Origin of the sequence: Streptosporangium longisporum (genome assembly GCF_039534895.1) — a bacterium.
Taxonomy (GTDB): domain Bacteria; phylum Actinomycetota; class Actinomycetes; order Streptosporangiales; family Streptosporangiaceae; genus Streptosporangium; species Streptosporangium longisporum.
In genome coordinates this window covers 1-14600 of the sequence record NZ_BAAAWD010000021.1, presented here as the reverse complement: position 1 = coordinate 14600, position 14600 = coordinate 1, and the positions used below count along the sequence as shown (strand labels likewise).

General features: G+C 72.4%; 11 protein-coding genes. 2 read left to right on the top strand and 9 right to left on the bottom strand.

The window, feature by feature from the left end; all coding sequences use genetic code 11:
- The first annotated feature begins 183 nt into the window (after positions 1-183).
- A complete protein-coding gene (locus ABD832_RS35260; RefSeq protein WP_344904638.1) occupies positions 184-1833 on the top strand; it encodes a serine/threonine-protein kinase in 1650 nt (549 codons plus the stop codon).
- A 180-nt stretch (positions 1834-2013) separates the two neighbouring features.
- Here ABD832_RS35260 and ABD832_RS35255 read toward each other — a convergent pair whose 3' ends face one another.
- From ABD832_RS35255 to ABD832_RS35245, 3 genes are read right to left on the bottom strand one after another with little or no spacing between them, the layout of a single operon-like run.
- Positions 2014-2943, bottom strand: coding sequence for an RluA family pseudouridine synthase (locus ABD832_RS35255; RefSeq protein WP_344904634.1), 930 nt, complete (start codon positions 2941-2943; stop codon positions 2014-2016).
- The gene (locus ABD832_RS35250; RefSeq protein ID WP_344904631.1) at positions 2936-3556 is read right to left on the bottom strand and encodes a signal peptidase II; all 621 of its coding nucleotides are present in this window, start codon (positions 3554-3556) and stop codon (positions 2936-2938) included. The genes ABD832_RS35255 and ABD832_RS35250 overlap by 8 nt, the downstream gene beginning before the upstream one ends.
- A 41-nt stretch (positions 3557-3597) precedes the next feature.
- On the bottom strand, positions 3598-4017 hold the full coding sequence (locus ABD832_RS35245; RefSeq protein ID WP_344904629.1) for a TraR/DksA family transcriptional regulator: 420 nt from the start codon (positions 4015-4017) through the stop codon (positions 3598-3600).
- Between the two features lie 473 nt (positions 4018-4490).
- On the opposite strand from ABD832_RS35245, the gene ileS reads away from it, so the two are divergent.
- Positions 4491-7643, top strand: coding sequence for an isoleucine--tRNA ligase (gene ileS, locus ABD832_RS35240; RefSeq protein ID WP_344904626.1), 3153 nt, complete (start codon positions 4491-4493; stop codon positions 7641-7643).
- Between the two features lie 217 nt (positions 7644-7860).
- On the opposite strand, the gene ABD832_RS35235 is transcribed toward ileS, so the two are convergent.
- From ABD832_RS35235 to ABD832_RS35210, 6 genes are all read right to left on the bottom strand, one after another.
- Positions 7861-10458, bottom strand: coding sequence for a prolipoprotein diacylglyceryl transferase (locus tag ABD832_RS35235; RefSeq protein ID WP_344904623.1), 2598 nt, complete (start codon positions 10456-10458; stop codon positions 7861-7863).
- A gap of 42 nt (positions 10459-10500) precedes the next feature.
- A complete protein-coding gene (locus ABD832_RS35230; RefSeq protein WP_344904620.1) occupies positions 10501-11358 on the bottom strand; it encodes a DivIVA domain-containing protein in 858 nt (285 codons plus the stop codon).
- Positions 11359-11407: 49 nt separating this feature from the next.
- A complete protein-coding gene (locus ABD832_RS35225; RefSeq protein WP_344904616.1) occupies positions 11408-11695 on the bottom strand; it encodes a YggT family protein in 288 nt (95 codons plus the stop codon).
- Positions 11696-11777: 82 nt separating this feature from the next.
- Positions 11778-12281 carry a cell division protein SepF gene (locus ABD832_RS35220; protein ID WP_344904613.1) on the bottom strand — a complete coding sequence of 168 codons (504 nt, stop codon included), beginning with the start codon at positions 12279-12281 and terminating at the stop codon, positions 11778-11780.
- A 118-nt stretch (positions 12282-12399) separates the two neighbouring features.
- On the bottom strand, positions 12400-13077 hold the full coding sequence (locus tag ABD832_RS35215) for a YggS family pyridoxal phosphate-dependent enzyme (protein WP_344904704.1): 678 nt from the start codon (positions 13075-13077) through the stop codon (positions 12400-12402).
- A gap of 125 nt (positions 13078-13202) precedes the next feature.
- Complete coding sequence (locus ABD832_RS35210; RefSeq protein ID WP_344904610.1) at positions 13203-13916, bottom strand: hypothetical protein; 714 nt, start codon at positions 13914-13916, stop codon at positions 13203-13205.
- Positions 13917-14600: the final 684 nt, after the last annotated feature.

The following is a 14600-nucleotide window of genomic DNA, read 5'->3' as shown; positions in this document are numbered from 1 at the left end:
ACGCCGGGATTCCCGCGCGGGAGCACGTCACGGGCCCTGCGCGGGAAGGCCCGTGAGCGCCCCGGGAGACCTCACGGTGAACCGGAGAGTCCACTGGGTAGATCATGGGTAAAGAAGTGTCTTCGTGATGGTCCGCGGCACCTATCCCGAATGCCAAGGGAAATCCTGGGTACTCGCCAGCGCATGACCGATTCTCAGGGGATCATCGGAGCCCGCTACCGCCTGCTCGAACCCATCGGCCGAGGAGGCATGGGGACGGTCTGGCGCGCTCGGGACGAGGTGCTCGGCCGTGAGGTCGCGGTCAAGGAGGTCATCCCCTCACCCGATCTGACCGGCCCGGAGCGCGAGGTCTTCACCGTGCGCACGCTCAGGGAGGCCAGGGCCGCGGGAAGGGTCGGCCACCCGGGGGTGGCGACCGTCTACGACGTGATCGAGGAGGACGGCCGTCCCTGGATCGTCATGCAGCTGGTCGACTCCCGTACCCTCGGGGCGGTCGTCAGGGAGGACGGGCCGCTGCCGCCGATGCGGGTGGCGCGGATCGGCCTGGAGGTGCTGAGCGCGCTGGTCGCCGCCCACCACGCCGGCGTCCTGCACCGGGACGTGAAGCCGGACAACGTGCTGCTGGCCAGGGACGGCCGGGCCGTGCTCACCGACTTCGGCATCGCGGTGCTGGAGGGCGACTCCTCGATCACCAGGACCGGCTCGCTCATCGGCACCCCGGCGTTCATCGCGCCGGAGCGGGCCGCCGGCGGACCGGCCGAGTTCGCCTCCGACCTGTGGTCGCTCGGCGTGACGCTGTACGTGGCGGTCGAGGGACGCTCCCCCTTCGAGCGGGCCCACCCGCTGGCGACGCTCAGCGCCGTCATGCACCACGAGCCGGAGCCGATGCGGCTCGCCGGGCCGCTCGCTCCGGTGATCTTCGGTCTGCTCCGCAAGGACCCGGCCGAGCGCATGCCCGCCCACGAGGTGCAGGCCCACCTGGCGTCCCTGGCCAACGGGGTCGCCCCCGAGCCGACCATCCCGATCGAGCTGTCCCCGGCCGGCGCCGCGGCGGCCGTCACCGCGCCGGGCGGCGCGCCCCTGACACCCGTGACACCCGGGGCACCGATCACCTCCGCGGCACAGGCCGCACCGGCCGCGTTCGCCGCGGGCGCCGCGTCTCCCCCGCAGGACCCGTCCGTGCCCACCCCGATCGTGCCCGCCCCGCGCAGAAGGCGCCCGGCCGTCGCCGGGGTGGCCGCGGCTGTCGTGGCCGTCGCGCTGACCTCCGGGGGGATGATCTGGGTCGCCACCAACGCCCAGGACACGCCCACGAACGAGCCGACGACCTCGGCGAGCGTGCCGCCCTCGAAGAAGAAGCCGACCAGGGAGGCCGAGCAGGCCAAGGTGCCGGCGAGCCAGGACGCCTCCCGGGACGGCGACGCCCCCTCGCGTCCCTCCCAGAACACGCCCCGGACCGACGACCCGGCCCCCCGGACCCCGACGGGCGAGCCCTCGTCGAAGCCCTCGGCCGAACCGTCCCGGGACGAGTCCCAGGCCCCCGAGGACCCCGCCGACGAGCCGGGCCAGGAGCAGGACCAGAGCGGCGAGGGCGGCGGGGACGACGGGAGCGGTGAGAGCGGCGGCGGAGGCGAGGGCGGCGGCCAGGACGACGGGGGTGGCGAGGGACCGCAGGGTGACTCCCCCGAGGGGGTCGATCCCGGTGCCGCCGCCGAGGCCCTCGGCTCGAAGGCCTCCGGCCAGGTCAAGAAGGCCGGGGCCGCCGCCAAGGGGGCGTCCGCCGGGAAGGCGAAGTGGAAGAAGCCGGGCAAGGTCCTGAAGGTGAAGGCCTGACGGTCCCGGGACCACACCGGCCCGGGACCGGCCCGTCCACACCGAGGACCGGCCTCACGGCGGGGCCGCTCACGCCGAGGACCGGCTCACCACGGGGGACGCTCCACACCGGGAGCCGATCCACGACGAGAGTTCACCACCGGGGCTCACCACGAGGACCGGCTCACGACGAGGACCGGTCTAGGACTCCTCGGCGACGACCTTCAGCGCGTGCGCCAGGTCGTCCGGGTAGGCGGTGCTGAAGGAGACCCACTCGCCGGTGGAGGGGTGCTCGAAGGCCAGCGAGACCGCGTGCAGCCACTGCCGGCTCACGCCCAGGCGCACCGCCAGGGTCGGGTCGGCCCCGTACAGCATGTCGCCGACGCACGGGTGGCGCAGCGCCGACATGTGGACCCGGATCTGGTGGGTCCGCCCCGTCTCCAGCTTGATGTCCAGCAGGGACGCGGCCCGGAACGCCTCGATCGTGTCGTAGTGGGTGATCGAGTCCTTGCCTCCGGCCACGACCGCCCAGCGGCCGTCCCCGACCGGGTGGCGGTCGATCGGCGCGTCCACGGTGCCGCGGTGCGGGTCGGGGTGACCCTGGACCAGCGCGTGGTAGCGCTTGTCGACCGTGCGTTCCTTGAAGGCCCGCTTGAGGTGGGAGTAGGCGTGCTCGCTCTTGGCGACGACCATGGCGCCGGTGGTGTTGGCGTCCAGCCGGTGCACGATGCCCTGGCGCTCGGCCGCGCCGCTGGTGGCCACCCGGTGACCCGTGCCGAGCAGCCCGCCGATCACGGTGGGGCCGGTCCAGCCGGTGGTCGGGTGGGCCGCCACGCCGATGGGCTTGTTGACCACGACGATGTCGTCGTCCTCGTACACGATCTGCATGCCCGGCACCGGTTCGGCCACCGGCATCGGCGCGCTGGGCGGCGGCGGGAGGGTCACCTCCAGCCACGCCCCCCCGTGCACCCGGTCGGACTTGGACGCGGTCGAACCGTCCACCAGCACGTCACCGGCGACGATCAGCTCGGCCGCGCGGGTGCGGGAGAGGCCGAACAGGCGCGACAGGGCGGCGTCGAGGCGCTCGCCCTCCAGCCCTTCGGGCACCGGGAGGCTTCGCCGGTCAGGCATCGTCGTTCCCCTTCGCGTCCCGCGCGGACCCGGTGTCGCGGGTGCCGTCGATCTGGTAACCGCGCCAGGCCAGCAGGACCGCCAGGATCCCGCCGCAGACGATCGCCGAGTCGGCCACGTTCCAGACCGGGAAGTGCCCGGGGAAGGTCTCCACGAAGTCGACCACGTGCCCCTGGAGCGGTGAGGGACGGCCGGGCCCGAAGCCCGAGGGCCAGCGGAAGAGCCGGTCGGTGAGGTTGCCCATCGCCCCGCCGAGCAGCAGGCTCAGCGTGATCGCCCAGGGCAGGCTGCGCAGGTTGCGCGCGGTGCGCAGGATCGCCACCACGACGGCGGCGGCGACACAGGTGAAGACGATCGTCATCCCGGTGCCGAGACCGAAGGCGGCCCCGGAGTTGAAGATCACCCGGAACTGGAGCAGGCCGGGGACGACCACGAGGGGTTCCCTGCCCTCCAGCGTCCTCAGCACCAGCGTCTTGGTGGCGAGGTCGAGGACGTAGACGATCGGGACGATCACCGCGAGCACGGCGACCCGCCGTCTCGCGAGCGGGGCGGCCGGGACCGCCCCGTCCACGACATCGCCGGTGCCGCCGGTCTCACCGGTGCCGCGGGGCACGCCGGTGTCGCCGGGGTCCCCGGTGCCGGTGGTGTCGCCGGTCAGCGGCGCTCCTCCCGCTGCTTGCAGGCCACGCAGAGCGTCGCCCTCGGAAACGCCTGAAGGCGCTCCTTTCCGATCGGCTGATGGCACGATTCGCACACTCCGTAGGTCCCCGCGTCGATCCGGGCGATCGCTCGCTCGTTCTGCGCGACCAGATCGCGCGAGTTCAGGGTAAGGGCGATTTCACGCTCGCGTTCATACGTACGGGCTCCGGCGTCCGCCTGGTCGTCACCCGCCCCGTCCGTCACGTCGCTCGACGCGATCTCCGTCTCGGACTTCGCGATCTCCGCGGTGAGCTCACGGACCTCCTCGGCAAGCTGCCCGCGGACCTCCGCGAGCTCCTCGGCCGACCAGGTGACGACGGTGCCGTCCTTCGACGACGCCACCGCGCTGTTGTCTGCGCGCACGGTCGCGGCCATGGCGGCCTCCTTGTTCGATGGACCGTATCCGATGTGGTAAACGGTGCGGGCAGCTTAGGTCCCCCATAACAGAACGGCAAACGACCCGCCGTGATGTTTACCACTCCAGTAACATCCGGTCGCTTCTTCCTGATTCCGCCCGGCGCCCCCCGATATCCGGAAGCCTCCACCCTGCGGGTGCGTTATCGTGTGAGCCTGCAGGGCGTTGATGGGGACAGCCACCTCCGCATCCCCTCGCACGAGCGACCCGGGGACGGTGTGAGCCCGGGGCGAGGCGCGGTGGGAAGATCACCCCGGAGCCGCCGGAAGAACGGACGCGTCGACCCGACAGGGTCCGCGGCCCACTAGACCCGGTAGCAGACCAAGGAAGAGGGCCTCTCCGCGCGGAGGGGTCAAGGAGGGTGGTACCGCGGGGCCCGACGGCCTCGTCCCTCCACGCCACAGCAGGTTTCCAGCGTGGAGGTCCCGCCATCATGTCCGCCCATTTCCGCTCCCTTCCCGCGCAGGTCGATCTTCCCGCGATCGAGCACGAGGTGCTCGGCCGCTGGCAGGACGGCAAGATCTTCGAGCGCTCGGTCGAGCAGAACGCGGGCGCCCCGACCTGGGTCTTCTACGAGGGCCCGCCCACCGCCAACGGCATGCCCGGCGTCCACCACGTCGAGGCCCGCGTCTTCAAGGACGTCTTCCCCCGCTACAAGTCGATGCGGGGCTACAGCGTGCCGCGCAAGGCCGGCTGGGACTGCCACGGCCTGCCCGTCGAGGTCGCCGTCGAGAAGACGCTCGGCCTGTCCGGCAAGAAGGCGATCGAGGAGTACGGCATCGCCGCGTTCAACGACAGGTGCCGCGAGTCCGTGCTGAAGCACGTGGACGCCTTCGAGCAGATGACCGAGCGGATGGGCTACTGGATCGACCTGTCCCAGGCCTACCGCACGATGGACCCCGACTACGTGGAGTCCGTCTGGTGGTCGCTCAAGGTCATCTTCGACAAGGACCTGCTCTTCCGCGACTTCCGGATCACCCCGTACTGCCCCCGCTGCGGCACCGGCCTGTCCGACCACGAGCTGGGCCAGCCGGGCGGCTACGAGACCGTCACCAGCCCCTCGGTCTACGTCCGCATGCCCGCCACCTCCGGCCCGCTGGCCGAGCTGGGCGCCTCGCTGCTGATCTGGACCACCACGCCGTGGACGCTGGTCTCCAACACCGCGGTGGCCGTGCACCCCGACGTGACCTACGTGGCGGCCCGCCCGGCCGACTCCGACGAGGTCCTGGTGGTGGCCGAGCCGCTGCTGGCCGCCGCGCTGGGCGAGGGCGCCGAGGTGCTGGCCTCCTTCTCGGGCACCGAGCTGGAGCACACCACCTACGCGCGCCCCTTCGACCTGGTCGACATCCCCGGCGCGCACTACGTGGTGCTCGGCTACTACGTCACCACCGAGGACGGCACCGGCCTGGTCCACCAGGCCCCCGCCTTCGGCGCCGACGACATGACGACCTGCAAGCGGTACGGGCTGCCCGTGGTCAACCCGATCGGCCCCGACGGCCGGTTCCTGGACACCGTGCCGCAGGTCGGCGGCCGGTTCTTCAAGGACGCCGACGAGGACCTCACGGCCGACCTGCGGGAACGCGGCCTGCTGTACCGGGGCGGCCACTTCGAGCACAGCTACCCGCACTGCTGGCGCTGCCACACCGCGCTGCTGTACTACGCCCTGCCCGCCTGGTACATCCGCACCACCGCGATCAAGGACCGGATGCTCGCCGAGAACGAGAAGACCGGCTGGTACCCCGAGACGATCAAGTGGGGCCGCTTCGGCGAGTGGCTGCGCAACAACGTCGACTGGTCGCTGTCGCGCTCGCGCTACTGGGGCACCCCGCTGCCGCTGTGGGTCTGCACCGCCGACGAGTCGCACGTCACCTGCGTCGGCTCGCTGGAGGAGCTGGGCCGGCTGTCCGGGCAGGACGTCTCCGCGCTCGACCCGCACCGCCCCTACGTGGACGACGTCACGCTGCCCTGCCCCACCTGCGGGAACGAGGCGCGCCGGGTGCCGGACGTGATCGACGCCTGGTACGACTCGGGCTCGATGCCGTTCGCCCAGTGGGGTGCGCCGTACCGCAACGCGGAGATGCTGGACAAGGCCTACCCCGCGCAGTTCATCTGCGAGGCCACCGACCAGACCCGCGGCTGGTTCTACTCACTGATGGCGGTCGGCACGCTCGTCTTCGACCGGTCCTCCTACGAGAACGTGCTCTGCCTGGGCCTGATCCTGGCCGAGGACGGCCGCAAGATGAGCAAGCACCTGGGCAACGTGCTCCAGCCGATGCCGCTGATGGACCGGCACGGCGCCGACGCGCTGCGCTGGTACATGGCCTGCTCCGGCTCCCCCTGGGCCGCCCGCAGGGTCGGGCACGGCGCCCTGGAGGAGATCGTCCGCAAGGTCCTGCTCACGTACTGGAACACCGCCTCCTTCTTCACCCTGTACGCCAACGCCGAGTCCTGGTCACCGGCGCGCCTGGCCGAGGCGCCCGCGTACGCGGAGCGCCCGCTGATCGACCGCTGGGCCCTGGCCGAGCTGCACCGGACCGTGGCCGAGGTCACCTCGTCGATGGACGTCTTCGACACCGCCCGGGTGGGGCGGCGGCTCGCGGAGTTCCTCGACGACCTGTCCAACTGGTACGTGCGGCGCTCCCGCCGCCGGTTCTGGGCCGGGGACACCGCGGCGTTCGCCACGCTGTACGAGTGCCTGGAGACCGTCACCCGGCTGATGGCGCCGGTGGTGCCCTTCACCACCGACTACATCTGGGACGTGCTCCGCGACGCAGGCTCCCCCTCCTCGGTCCACCTGGCCACCTGGCCCGATGTGAACGCCGGGCTGCTGGACGCGGAGCTGTCGGAGCGGATGGCCCTGGTCCGCCGCCTGGTCGAGCTGGGCCGCTCGGCCCGCGCCTCCAGCGGGGTGAAGACCCGCCAGCCGCTGGGACGTGCCCTGGTCGGCGCCCCGGGCTGGGCCGCGCTGCCCGTGGAGCTGCGCGAGCTGGTCGCCGAGGAGCTCAACGTGAAGGGCCTGGAGGACCTGTCCGGAATCGGCGCCGACCTGGTCTCCTTCACGGTCAAGCCCAACTTCCGGGCGCTGGGCAAGCGGTTCGGCTCGCAGACCAAGCTGGTCGCGGCGGCCGTCACCTCCGCCGAACCCGCCTGGCTGGCCGCGGCCCTGCGTACCGGCGCGCCGGTCGCGGTGGACGTGGGCGAGCTGGGCGTGGTGGAGCTCGGCACCGAGGACATGATCGTCACCGAGCAGCCGAGGTCGGGCTGGGCGGTGGAGAGCGGGGCCGGGGAGACCGTCGCCCTCGACCTGACCATCACCGACGAGCTGCGCCGTTCGGGCCTGATCCGCGACGTCGTCCGCCTGCTCCAGGACACCCGCAAGTCCACCGGCCTGGCGATCTCCGACCGGATCGACGTGTGGTGGTCCACCGACGACGCCGACCTGGCCGAGGCGCTGCGGACCGAGGGCCGGACCGTGTCCGCCGAGGTCCTGGCCGTCTCGCTCACCGAGGGCGGCGCCGAGGACCTCCCCGTCCACCGCGACGACGAGCTGGGCCTGACCTTCCAGCTCCGCCGCGTCGCCTCCTGACCGGCTCCCGGTCCCTCTCCCGCCCGCTGATCGGACGGGAGAGGGACCGGGGACGCACGGCCGTCAGACCGGGGGGCGTACGCCGTCAGGTGGCCGGGGGTCCGGTGCTCCGCTGATCCGGTGACGAGGGCGTCGGGCCGTCCCGGAAGCCGACGGGTCCGGAAGCGGCGGTCCCGAAGACGACCTCGGGACCGGCTCGTTCAGGACGCGATGCCGTTCAGGACGCGGTGTCGTTCAGGCAGACCGAGCAGCTGCCCAGCCCGGCCTTCTCCGCCTCGCCGAGCGTCATGGACTCGACCCCGCCGTCACCCACACCCTTGACGAGGGGACAGGCAGGGTCGTGGAAGCGGCGGGTGCCGACGATGACCATGACGGTGGCGTCGTCGACCGCCTCCTTGCGGCCGGCGGAGGACGACCCGTCCTTGACGGCGGGGATGCCACCGGGAGAGGTGTCGTCATCGTCCCGGCCGGAGGAGCGGCCGTCCTCGGCGGGGGTCACGTCCCCGGACGCCGCGCCTTCGGGCGCCGCATCTTCAGAGGCCCTGTCTTGGGAAGCCGGGGTCTCGGGTGCCGAGCTCTCGGACGCGGTGTTCTTTGACGCGGTGTTCTTTGACGCGGTGTTCCCGGACGCGGTGCTCTCCGGCGCCGTCTTCCCGCCCGTCTCGCTCTCTGACGCCGTGTCGGGCTCCTCCGAACCGGAGTGCCCCTCCCGCGTCGCGGGCACGGCCTCGTCGCCGGCCTCTCCGGCGCTCTTCACCGGGACACCACCGCTGGAGGTGGCCCCCTCGGAAGCGGCACTCCCGGAGCTGGTGGGCTCGGGAGCGACGGACCCGGAGGTTGCGCTCCTGGAATCGGCAGGCTCGGGGGTGGCGGGCTTGGAAGCGGTCGCCGCGGGGTCGGTCCGCGACCCGGCCGGGGCTCCGGACTCGGAGGACCCGTCAGGCCTGGCGGACGCGGCTTCCGCGGACGTGGCCTCTTCCGACCCGGACGTCGCGGTCCCTGACTCGGCGGTCCCTGACTCAGCGGTCCTGTTCTCCGCGGCCCCGGACCCGGCCGCCCTGGTCTCCGCGATTCCGGAATCGGCGCTCCCCGATCCAGCGCTCCCCGATCCGGCGCTCCCGGACTCGGCGAACGCGGGCCGTGCGAGCTTCGGCCTCGTGGGCTCCGGCTCGGCTGCCTCTGAGTCCTCCGGCTCGGAACCGGTCCCGGTGACAGCGTCCTTCCCGTCGCTCTCCCGCTCGGTGCGCTCGGGCGCCCGGTCACGCCCCTCCCCGGGCGTCTCGGCCCGGCTTCCGGAGGAGGCGGGCCCGGACACCGTGAGCCCGGACACCGTGGACTCGGGCGCCGCGGACGTGGAGGCCGTGGACCCGGCGGACGTCGCGGACGAACCGGTGTCGGCCTTGGCCTCGGGCTCGGCCTCGGAGGACCGGGCAGGCGTCTCCGGCCCGGTCGGGCTCTTCGGCTCGGCCGCGGGTGTCCGGGTGACCGCGTCGCGGGTGAACCAGCTGGTCGCCTCGGACGCGGCGTGCGGGATCTCGGGGATCTTCGGCAGCCGGATCGGCAGCGCGGGGGTGGGCGCGTCCATGGCCCGGGCCGGGGCCCTCTCGGGCTCCTGGGGCCTCTTCTGCGGCTCGGAAGGGTGGACGTAGGGCCGTGCCACCGGAGCGGCGGGCTCCTGCGGGGAGCGCGCTCCCTCCTGGCGGAACACGGTGGTCTCGCGGGCCGCGGACGTCTCCCGGGACGCGGCGCCCTGCTCCCGCCCCGCCGGGGCGTCGTCTCCGGCGGACGGCGAACCCGGCCCGCGCTGCGAGGTCCCGGGACGGGTGCCCGGGTCCTGGGATTCGTGGGAGCGGGCCTGCGAGGCGGCGAAGCCGGACCTCGGGGACTCGGCCCTCGCGGAGTCGGGCACCGAGGACGCCGGGGACGCCGGGGACGCCGTCCTCGCGGAGTCGGGTCGTGCAGCCTCGGGTCGCGCCGCGGGGTGCGTCCGGCCGGCGGGCCCCTGCCCGCTGGAACCGGTGGAACCCGTGGCCCCCTGTCCGGCGGACGGCGTCGCCGATCCGTACGGGGAGGCGAAACGGGTGGTGGCGGTCTCGCGCGGGGTGGTCTCGCGCTGTGCGGGCCGTGCGGAGCCGGGCTCACCGGCGGGACCGGACTCGTGGAGCTCGCGGAGCTCGCGGGAGGCGGTCAGCGACCCGGCGGGTTCCCGTACCCCTGACGGGTCGTCCTGCGGCCGGGTCCCGGCCACCGGGTCGGGCAGGCACGTGGTGCAGGGCGTGAAGCCCTCCTCGCGCGCCTCCTCGTGGGTGAGCTCCTCATGCTCCCTGCCGGCCAGCTGACGGCATCCCTCGACGTGGTAACGCTTGCGTCCCGGGATGACCAGGACGATCGCGTCGGCGGGCAGGGAGTCCCGCCTCGCCGTCGCGGCGGTGGCGGGCGCGGTCACCGGGCCGCTGCGCGGCCGGCCCGGGGCGACGGGCACCTGCGGCCGCATCCCGTGCGCTGCCGTCGGGTGCACCGCGACCTGATGCGCTGCCGCCGGGTGCGGTGCCGTGGGGGGCCGGTTCGGCATTCCGTGCGGCACGGGCATCGGCCCGGCCGGCACCGGTCCCTGCGGGCCGGAGGGCTTGGAGGCCCCGGCGCGCCCGCCGGGGAACAGCTCGTGGCGGCGCAACAACGCCCCGATCACCAGGAAGACGGCGGACAGCATGCTGACCGCGATCGACCATACGACCAGGTACAGCTCGGCCAGCACGAACCCCGCGATGAGCAGGATGATGGCCGTGAGTACCAGACCGGCGCTGATGAGGATCACAGAGAGACTCCCGGATGCGGGTCAAAGGAATGACCCGACACCTTAGCGGCGGTCGTTGTGAGGACCGTCAACACCCTGGAAGGCGCCCGAGTGCTGCGAGGGCTCGCCACCGAACGGGTTGGGCGCGCTCTGCAGCGTCGGCTGACCGCCGGGAGCCACCGCGTGGGACATGGCCGGGGGCCCGCTCACGATCGGGAACCCGCCGCTGCCCTCGGCGGCGACGTTCAGCTCGGCCAGCTGGTTCTCCAGGTACAGCTTCAGGCGGCTGCGGTACTCGCGCTCGAAGCTGCGCAGCTCCTCGACCTTGCGCTCCAGCTCGTCACGGGTCTGCACCAGAGAGCCCATGGCCTGGCGGTGCCGCTCCTGCGCGTCGCGCTCCAGCGTCTCGGCGCGGGCACGGGCGTCACCGATGACCTGCTCGGCCTGGCGGCGCGCCTTGCCGAGGATGTCGTCGGCCTCGCGGCGCGCACGGGTCACGGTCTCGTCCGCCTCCCGGCGGGCGTCCGCGATGGCCTGGTCCGCGGTCTGCTGCGCGAGGGCGAGCACGCGCGCGGCGGTGTCCATGTTGTCCTCGGCCGGGGGCATTCCCATGCCGACCGGGACGGGCTGCTGGTGCTGCACCGGCTCGGGAGCGCGCATCGGCTCCGGCTGCTGCATCATCATCTCGGGCTTGGGCTCGGCGATGGGGGCCGGCGCCATGGCCATGCCCATGCCGCCGGGCACCTTGCCCCGCAGGCACTCCGCCAGCTTGGCGCGGAGCTCCTCGTTCTCCTGGATGAGACGGTCCAGCTCGGACTCGACCTCGTCGAGGAAGGCGTCTACCTCCTCCTCGTCGTAGCCCGGCCTGAGGCGGGTCGTACTGAATTGCTTGTTCCGCACGTCGGCGGGCGTCAACGGCATTTCGGTCTCCTTGGCGCGCTTGGAGTCTGTCCGGGGGGACGGTACCCGATCAAAAACGCGCGGACACGAGTTGGATCAAGACCACGACCAAGATGAACAGCAGTGTGAAGCTTAGGTCAAAGGCCACCGTACCCAACCGGAGTGGTGGAATGAAACGGCGGAGGAACTTGAGAGGTGGGTCGGTCACCGTGTATACGAGCTCCGCCAGCACCAGGACGATGCCGGTGGGCCGCCACTGACGGGCGAACGCCTGCACCGTCTCCAAGATCATTCTGCCGATCAGCAGAACGAGGTAGATGGACAGGACAAAGACCAGGACCCCACTAACGATCTCCACGGTCCGCCCCCGCCTCCACTTCGCTCCGCCGTCCCCTGCCCCGTCGGGACCTGTCGGGCCGGTCACTGTTCATGATGGAACTCTAGCTCTGGTTGAAGAATCCGCGTTCCGCGATTCGGGCCTTGTCCTCGGCGGTCACCTCGACATTGGCTGGGGACAACAGGAACACCTTGTTGGTAACACGTTCAATGCTGCCGTGTAGGCCAAAGACCAGACCTGCCGCGAAATCGACGAGGCGTTTTGCGTCACTGTCAACCATCTCGGTCAGATTCATGATGACCGGTGTGCCGTCCCGGAAGTGCTCGCCGATGGTCCGCGCCTCGTTGTACGTACGGGGGTGAAGGGTGGTGATGCGTGCCAGATCGGTCGTACGACGCTCCAGAACGGCCGTCGCGGGCCTGACGGCGGGTACGGCCGGGTCGGTGTCGTCCGGGAGGTCGTGGACCGTGCCAGGACGCTCGTCGCCCTCGCGGCGCGTGTCGTCGAACTCCTCGTACTCGTCGTCGGGGTAGCTGTCGTATCTCTCGTAACGGTCGTCCTCGACAAGACCGAGGTAGACCGCCATCTTGCGCATCGCGCCGGCCATCGCTACTTCTTCCTCCGTCTTACCTCGATGCGCCCGAGGGGCCGGCCGACCGCCTTGAGCTCACCACCGTTCGACCGCTGTCAGGACACGTGGATGCCAAGGTCCACTTGAAGGGACATTACCTGACGAAGGGCTTCCTGCGACCGAGCAACGCCGTACCAACACGCAGGTGTGTCGCGCCGTTGGCAATGGCCTGGGACAGGTCCCCGCTCATCCCGGCCGAGACGACGACGGCCTCGGGGTGGGCGTCGCGGACGGAGCGCGCGATCTCCCGCAGCCGGGCGAACGCCCTGCCCGGGTCCTCGCCGAGGGGCGCGACCGCCATCACCCCGCCGAGCGCGAGTCCTCCGGCACCGGCGACGGCGTCCGCCAGCGCCTCGACCTCCTCGGGCCGCGCGCCGCCCCTGGCCGGGTCCCCGTCCAGGGCCACCTGCACCAGGCAGGTGATCCGGCGTCCCGCCGCGAGCGCCTCCCGGCTGAGCGCGGTGACCAGGCGCGGACGGTCGACCGAGTGGACGACGTCGGCGTAGCCGGCCACCGAGCGGGCCTTGTTGGTCTGCAGCTGGCCGATGAAGTGCCAGCGCAGGCCCAGGTCGGCGCAGTCGCGCGCCTTGGCCGAGGCCTCCTGGTCGCGGTTCTCCCCCACGTCGGTGATGCCGAGCCCGGCCAGCAGCCGCACGTCGGAGGCGGGGTAGGTCTTGCTCACCGCGACGAGCGTCAGCTCCTCGCGGTGACGTCCGGCCGCCCGGCAGGCCTCGGCGATCTCCGCCTCGACCCGGGCCAGGCCGGCCGCGATCTCGTCGCGCCGGGTCGCCGGCGTCGCGTCCGCGCCGGCCGGCGCCGGCCGGTCCGCGGAGCCGTCCCCGTCGGCTCCGGCCGGCGCGGCGGGGTGCTCGTCCCCCGTCCCCGGGGTGACCGATCTCACTTGAGGAAGTCGGGGACGTCCAGCTCCTCCTCCTGCTCCTCGAAGATCACTGGTCGGCGCCGGGCGCGTGGTCCGGGACCCGCGCGGAGATCGGCGTGGGCTGTGACGGCTCGGGGGGCGGGACGCGGGATCGACAGCGGCGGGGTGTGCGGCCTCCTCCCCGCGGTGCGGCTCGCCGCCCTCGGACGGGGAGGACGCGGGCTGGACCTGGTGGATCTGCTGGGCGGGCTGCTCCCACGGGCGCGGGCTGCGGGGTGACGGCCGGCCGCACCGGCGGGGGCGGGGCGTGCTCCACCCTGGGCTCGGGCCTGGCCTCGTGGCGGGCCCTCGTGCCGCGGCTCGTGCCTGAGCTCGGGGCGCTGCTCGCTCTTGGCCGTGGGGGCCAGCGGCCGCACCGGGGCCGCGGCCTGCTGCGCCGGGGCGGGACGTGCGGCCTGCTGGGGACGCGCGACCGGCTGGGCGAACGGCTTGGGCGCCGGCTCGGGCTCGTCGAACCCGGCGGCGATCACGGTGACGCGCACCTCGTCGCCGAGGGCGTCGTCGATGACCGTACCGAAGATGATGTTGGCGTCCGGCGCCGCGGCGGTGGAGACGAGCTGGGCCGCCTCGTTGATCTCGAACAGGCCGAGGTCGGAACCACCGGCGATGGACAGCAGCACGCCGTGCGCGCCGTCGATGCTGGCCTCCAGCAGCGGGCTGGACACGGCCATCTCGGCCGCGGCGACCGAGCGGTCGTCGCCGCGCGCGTGGCCGATGCCCTGATCAGGCCGACAACCGGCCCCAAGGACATGACGGACATGACAAACACGTCGGCGAAAAGTCGGGTGTGATGATCAGAAGCCGGTGGTCGTCGGTGCATCAGGTCGGGACTAAGGCCCTGGACACCGGTAGAGCAGCACCTGGTGCGGAACCGCCATGAAGGTCGCTCCTAGGCACGCTCACCTGCCGATTCCGGTCACGGAGATCTGACAGCAGCGGGCCGTTCGAGATGGACGATGGAGCCACGGTGTCGACTCTCGCGGATGTCATCGATCCGGCGTCGGCCTGCATCGCCCGCCGCCGGCCCTCGGAAGCTGATCTTAACGGGCCGTGTCAATCACCAACGCCGAATGGTACCAGCGAGCAGCCCAAGCGTGGGGGCTGATGTGTGGCCACCCACGAGCGCGGTCCGACGCGGTGCCCGGGTGCCACCACGAGCCCTCCGACCCGCGGTGACGAAGTAACATGTCACGGCACCATTACCTTGAGGACCTCTGTCGATCTCGCTCCGCGGTGGTCCTCGGCAGCCTTGCGCCCGACCTCGAGAGTGTTCGCACCCCAGCGCCGAGGCCGCCGGTGACTCTCCGCCCGACGTCCGAGCTTGACGTCGAGCGTCAACTCGCAGGCGCGCCCTG

Bases quoted from the DNA above. Each gene is read 5' to 3' on its own strand.
- ABD832_RS35260 (WP_344904638.1), top strand. From the start codon at position 184: ATGACCGATTCTCAGGGGATCATCGGAGCCCGCTACCGCCTGCTCGAA.
- ABD832_RS35255 (WP_344904634.1), bottom strand. From the start codon at position 2,943: ATGCCTGACCGGCGAAGCCTCCCGGTGCCCGAAGGGCTGGAGGGCGAG.
- ABD832_RS35245 (WP_344904629.1), bottom strand. From the start codon at position 4,017: ATGGCCGCGACCGTGCGCGCAGACAACAGCGCGGTGGCGTCGTCGAAG.
- ileS (WP_344904626.1), top strand. From the start codon at position 4,491: ATGTCCGCCCATTTCCGCTCCCTTCCCGCGCAGGTCGATCTTCCCGCG.
- ABD832_RS35230 (WP_344904620.1), bottom strand. From the start codon at position 11,358: ATGCCGTTGACGCCCGCCGACGTGCGGAACAAGCAATTCAGTACGACC.
- ABD832_RS35220 (WP_344904613.1), bottom strand. From the start codon at position 12,281: ATGGCCGGCGCGATGCGCAAGATGGCGGTCTACCTCGGTCTTGTCGAG.
- ABD832_RS35210 (WP_344904610.1), bottom strand. From the start codon at position 13,916: ATGGCCGTGTCCAGCCCGCTGCTGGAGGCCAGCATCGACGGCGCGCAC.